The organism is Streptomyces pathocidini (genome assembly GCF_001418495.1).
Taxonomy (GTDB): Bacteria; Actinomycetota; Actinomycetes; order Streptomycetales; family Streptomycetaceae; genus Streptomyces; species Streptomyces pathocidini.
The window spans coordinates 1-5,853 of sequence record NZ_LIQY01000209.1; the positions used below are offsets into that span (position 1 = coordinate 1).

3 protein-coding genes are annotated in these 5,853 nt (G+C 73.8%); all 3 read right to left on the bottom strand.

Translation table 11 applies throughout. The features are described 5' to 3' along the window. Positions 1-21: 21 nt before the first annotated feature. A complete protein-coding gene (locus AOK16_RS11905) occupies positions 22-3,684 on the bottom strand; it encodes a hydantoinase B/oxoprolinase family protein (RefSeq protein ID WP_055472234.1) in 3,663 nt (1,220 codons plus the stop codon). Between the two features lie 72 nt (positions 3,685-3,756). Then, complete coding sequence (locus AOK16_RS11910; RefSeq protein ID WP_240483526.1) at positions 3,757-4,677, bottom strand: SGNH/GDSL hydrolase family protein; 921 nt, start codon at positions 4,675-4,677, stop codon at positions 3,757-3,759. Beyond that, the coding region (locus AOK16_RS11915) for a glycosyltransferase (protein ID WP_055472235.1) at positions 4,674-5,853 on the bottom strand (1,180 nt) is incomplete at its 5' end. The genes AOK16_RS11915 and AOK16_RS11910, both read right to left, overlap by 4 nt.

The following is a 5,853-nucleotide window of genomic DNA, read 5'->3' on the forward strand; positions in this document are numbered from 1 at the left end:
CGGGCCGGGCCCGGCCCGAGGTCAGCCGGAATCCGTCACAGCAAGGCCATAGCCGCCTCCTCCCGGTGTTCGCATCACCAGCACATCGCCGGGGCCGACATCCGCCGTGTCGTAGCCGGACAGTGGTTCCACTCTTCCGTCCGCGCGCTCGATCAGGTTTTCGCCGCGCGCGCCCGGGCCACCTCCCGCCATGCCGTACGGCGGGATTCGGCGGTGGCCGGTCAGGAGGGCCACCGTCATCGGTTCGAGGAAGCGGAGGCGGCGGGTGGTGCCATTGCCGCCGTGCCAGCGGCCTCGGCCGCCGCTGCCCTCGCGGATCTCGAAGCTCTCCACCCGCACCGGGTAGCGCCATTCCAGGACTTCGGGGTCGGTGAGCCGGGAGTTGGTCATGTGGGTCTGGACGGCGTCCGCCCCGTCGAACCCCTCCCCGGCGCCGGAACCACTGGCCACGGTCTCGTAGTACTGCACACGCTCGTTGCCGAAGGTGACGTTGTTCATCGTGCCGGAGCCCTCCGCCTGCACACCGAGCGCGGCGTACAGCGTGCCCGTCACAGCCTGCGAGGTCTCGACATTGCCCGCCACCGTGGCCGCGGGAAAGGCCGGGGCGAGCATCGAGCCCTCGGGGATGCGGACCTCCAGCGGCTTCAGGCAGCCGCTGTTGAGCGGGATGTCCTCGGCCACGAGGGTGCGGAAGACATAGAGCACGGCGGCCATCACCACGGAGCTGGGCGCGTTGGCGTTGCCCGGCTGCTGCGGCGAGGTCCCGGCGAAGTCCAGCACCGCGCTGCGGGCCTCCCGGTCGACGCGCAGGGCCAGTTGGATGACGGCGCCGCTGTCGGTCTCGTAGCGGTACGAGCCGTCGTCCAGGTCGGCGAGGATCCGCCGCACGGACTCCTCGGCGTTGTCCTGGACGTGGCGCATATACGCCCGGACGACATCGAGCCCGAACTGCTCGATCATGTGCCGGAGTTCGCGGATGCCCTTCTCGTTGGCGGCGATCTGGGCCCGCAGATCGGCGAGGTTGGTGTCGGGCGCGCGCGAGGGGTACGGCCCGGAGGTCAGCAGCGCGCGGATCTCCTCCTCGCGCAGCCGCCCGTCGCGTACGAGCAGCCGGTTGTCGAAGAGGACGCCCTCCTCCTGGATGGTCCTGCTGAAGGCGGGCATGGAGCCGGGGGTGATGCCGCCGATCTCGGCGTGGTGGCCCCGGGAGGCCACGAGGAAGAGCAGTTCCTCGCCGCCGGTCCCACCGCCGTCCTCTGCCGTCGCGTCGCCGAGCGCTGTCGCGTCGCCGAACACGGGCGTGACGACGGTGACGTCCGGCAGGTGCGTGCCGCCGTGGTACGGGTCGTTGATCGCGTAGACGTCGCCCGGCCGCAGCTCGCCCGTGCCGCTCCTGCGGCGCAGCACCTCCTTGATGGACTCGCCCATGGAGCCCAGGTGCACGGGGATGTGCGGGGCGTTGGCGATGAGGTTGCCCTCGGCGTCGAAGAGGGCGCAGGAGAAGTCGAGCCGCTCCTTGATGTTGACCGAGTGGGCGGTGTTCTCCAGGCGCAGGCCCATCTGTTCGGCGATGGCCATGAAGAGGCTGTTGAACACCTCCAGCATGACGGGGTCGACCTCGGTGCCGACGGCGACCGTGCCGGGCCGGGGCCGGACGCGGGTGAGGACGAGGTGCCCGCGCTCGCCCGCGGCGGCCTGCCAGCCGGGGTCGACGACGGTCGTGGCGTCCTCCTCGGCGATGATCGCGGGGCCGGTGACGGTGTCGCCCGGGCGCATAGCGTCGCGCTCGTACAACTCGGTGTCCCGCCAGGCTCCCTCGCTGAACATGCGCACGGTCGCGGCGGGGGTCAGTTCGCCCTTTCCGGGCGGGAGTTCGAGGTGGTGTCCGCCGGGCCGGCTCGCCGCGCCGGTGGCTTCGACCGACACGGCCTCGGCCACGAGCGGCTTGTCCATGGTGAACGCGTACCGCGCGCGATGTGCCCGTACGAACGCCTCCCGCATCCGGTCGGCCGTGTCCAGCAGGACGGGGAGGGCGGCGTCGGTGCCCGCGTAGCGCAGGTGCACGCGGGCGGTGGCGGTGAGGGTGTCCTCGGGGACGCCGTCGGCGAGGAGTTCGGCGCGGGTCCGCTCGGCGAGGCCGTCGCACACCTCGCGGATCCGCGGGAGGGCTTCCTCGCCCAGCTCGGTCTCGACGGCCTGTTCGCGCATGGCGGTGGCGTCGGCGACGCCGATGCCATAGGCGGAGAGCACGCCCGCGAGGGGTGGGATGACGACGGTGTTGATGCCGAGGGCGTCGGCGACCGCGCACGCGTGCTGGCCGCCCGCGCCGCCGAAGCCGGCGAGGGCGTAGCGGGTGACGTCGTGGCCGCGCTGGACGGAGATCTTCTTGACGGCGTTGGCCATGTTGAGCACGGCGATGTCGAGGAATCCGGCGGCGACCTCCTCGGGTCGGCGCCGGTCGCCGACCGCCGCCCCGGTCTCGCGCGCGAGGTCGGCGAACCCGCGGCGCACGGCCTCGGCGTCGAGCGGCTGGTCGCCGCCGGGCCCGAACACGGCCGGGAAGTGGCCGGGTTGGACGCGGCCGAGCATCACGTTGGCGTCCGTGACGGTCAGCGGGCCGCCGCCTCGGTAGCAGGCGGGGCCGGGGACGGCGCCCGCGGAGTCGGGGCCCACGCGGTAGCGGCGGCCGTCGAAGCGCAGGACGGATCCGCCGCCCGCCGCGACGGTGTGGATGTTCATCATGGGCGCGCGCATCCGCACGCCCGCGACCTCGGTGTCGAAGACCCGCTCGAACTCGCCCGCGTAGTGCGAGACATCGGTGGACGTGCCGCCCATGTCGAAACCGATGACGCGCTCGAAGCCCGCCTCGGCGGCGGAGCGCACCATGCCGACGACGCCTCCGGCGGGCCCGGACAGCACCGCGTCCTTGCCCCGGAAGTGGGCTGCCTCGCGCAGCCCGCCGTTGGACTGCATGAACAGCAGCCGGGTGCCGTGGAGTTCCCTGGCCACCCCGGTCACGTAGCGGCGCAGGATCGGCGACAGATACGCGTCCACGACGGTGGTGTCGCCGCGGGAGACCAGCTTCATCAGCGGACTCACCTCATGCGAGCAGCTGACCTGCGGGAAGCCGGCCCGCCTGGCCTCCTCGGCCACCGCCCGTTCGTGTGCCGTGTGCCGGTAGCCGTGCAGCAGGACGACGGCGGCGCTGCGGAAGCCGTCGTTCCAGGCCTCGCGCAGGGCGTCCCGCACCACGCCCAGGTCCGGTTCCCGTACGACCTCGCCGTGGGCGTCGGTCCGTTCCGGCACCTCGATGACGCGGTCGTACAGCGCCTCCGGAAGGACGATCCGGCGGTCGAAGAGGCGCGGCCGGTTCTGGTACGCGATGCGCAGCGCGTCGCGGAAGCCCTCGGTGACCAGCAGCACGGTCGGCTCGCCCGTGCGTTCCAGAAGGGCGTTGGTGGCGACCGTCGTGCCCATCTTGACGGCGACGATCCGCTCGGCCGGTACGGGTTCGCCCGGCCCGAGTCCGAGCATGAGCCGCACTCCGGCGACGGCCGCGTCCTCGTACCTCCCCGGGTTGTGCGAGAGGAGTTTGCGCGTGACGAGCCGGCCGTCCGGCCGCCTGCCCACCACGTCGGTGAATGTGCCGCCACGGTCGATCCAGAACTCCCAGCGCCCGGTCATGTTGTCCATTGTGGCAGCGGACTCGCAACCGGGTAAGGCCTGTGGATAACCCTCTGACCAGCGGTGTTGCTGCTAGCCGAGGTCGAGTTCGCGGACGGCGGGCCCGAGCGGGCGGACCGGCGCGAGGGCGGCCAGGGCGTGCAGGGCGGCGCGGTGGGAGCGGAGGTCGAGCAGCGTGGCGGTGCCGGCGAGCCGGTGCCGGCCCTCGGCCGCCGCGAGCCACAGCAGATCGGGCAGGAGGTCCTGGCAGCGGGCGACCACCCACGCCGTGCCCTTGGTTGCCATCCAGACCATCTGGTCGACGGGCCCGGGCCCGGCCGTGTCCGGCTCGGTGGACGGCGGCGGCCCGTCGGCGAGCCCGGCCTCGGCCAGCAGGGAGTGGAAGCGGTGCGCCAGCATGCGGTGCCCCAGCTCGTTCGGGTGCAGCCGGTCCACGCTGAGCGCGGTGCGCTGCGCGAACCACGGCTCGGCGGCGACGTGCAGGTGCAGCGCGTTGTACCGGTGGGAGAGCGCGTGCACCACGGTGTTGACGGCCTGCATGCGGCGTACGAGCGGGCAGGCCAGCAGCGCGGGCAGCCGCAGGAGGCGGCCGGGGTCGGGCAGGCAGGCGGTGAGGACGACGGTGCCGTCGCGCTGGAGGGTGCTCATGACGGTGTCGAGGTGCCGGGCGACCCGGTCGATGTCGAACGTGGCGCGCAGGGTGTCGTTGCCGCCGGCGATGACGGCGGCGATGTGGGGTCGGTGGGCGCGGGCCTTGGGGAGTTGTTCGTCGGCCACGTGGGAGGTGAGAGCGCCGCTCCGGGCGGTGTTGAGGAACTCGGCGCCGTCGGGCGCGAGTCCGGCGGCCAGCAGCGCGGCCCAGCCGCGCCACTCCCCTCCCGGGACGGGATCGCCGACCCCTTCGGTGAGCGAGTCACCGAGCGCGGCGAACCGCACGCCGCCACGCGCGCGTGGAATGTACGTCGGCCGAGCCGTGCCCCCCGACTCGCTCACGTCGTCCCCACCCTCTCCGCTCTGCCGGCCGCGCCGGTCCGTACGCCGGTCCCATGCGCCGCCAGGAACGCCTCCACCGCTGCCGTCCAGCCGAAGCGTTCCGCCCGGTTCCTGGCCGTCTCGCGGCGGGTCCGCTCCGGGCGGTCCAGGAGTTGTTGGACCGCGTGGGCGAAGGCCGGGCCCTCGCCGGGGGCGACGGCTCCGGCGCCGCCGAGGATGGCGGGCAGCGCCGAGGCGGCGTTGGCCACCACCGGGGTGCCGCAGGCCAGCGCCTCCAGGGCGGCGAGCCCGAAGGTCTCGACCGGTCCGGGCGCCAGGCACACGTCCGCCGTGGCTTGAAGGGCCGCCACCTGGGCCACGTCGGTGACGTGGCCCAGGAAGTGCACCGGAAGCCGCTCCGCACGCGCGCGTTCGGCCAGCCGGGCCCGCAGCGGCCCGTCCCCCGCCACCACGAGCACCGCCGGCACACCGCGCCCCCGCAGCTCGGCGAGCGCGTCCAGCGCGGTCCCGGGGCGCTTCTCCACCGAGAGCCGCGAGCAGAGCGCGAGCAGCGTCTCGCCGGGCGCCGCGTACCGCTCGCGCAGCACCGCGCTGCGCCGGTCCGGGTGGCGCGCGACGAGGTCGACGCCGAGGGGGGCGCGTACGACATTGCGCGCGCCGATCCGCAGGAACTCCCGCTCGGCCCACTCCGTGGTGCACACGATCCGCGCATACGACCGTGCCGTACGCCGGTTGAGCAGGTCCGCGATCCGGTCGGCGGCCTGCCCGGGCATGCCCCAGGTGCCCAGGACTCCGTCCACGGACTCGTGGGAGACCATCGCGGCCCGCACGCGGGCGCGCCGCGCCCACTCGCCGGTCCAGCGCAGCGTGGTGCGGTCGGACACCTCGAGCCGGTCCGGCGCCAGGTCCTCCAGCAGCGCGGCGACCCGCCGCCGCGCGGTCAGGACGCGGTAGCCGCCCGTGCCCGGAACGACCGGGCCCGGCAGGGTGATCACCCGTCCCTGCTCGGTCCGTTCATCGCTCTCGCGCTCCCCGGGGATGACGAGTACGGGTTCATGTCCGGCCGCCAGGTAGCCCGCGCCGAGTTCCCGCAGCGCGGTCCGCAGCCCGCCGGAGGCCGGGGTGACGAAGTTGGCGATCCGCACAATCCGCAGCGGTCCCCCGCGACCGCCGGAC

Bases quoted from the DNA above. Each gene is read 5' to 3' on its own strand.
- AOK16_RS11905 (WP_055472234.1), bottom strand. From the start codon at position 3,684: ATGACCGGGCGCTGGGAGTTCTGGATCGACCGTGGCGGCACATTCACC.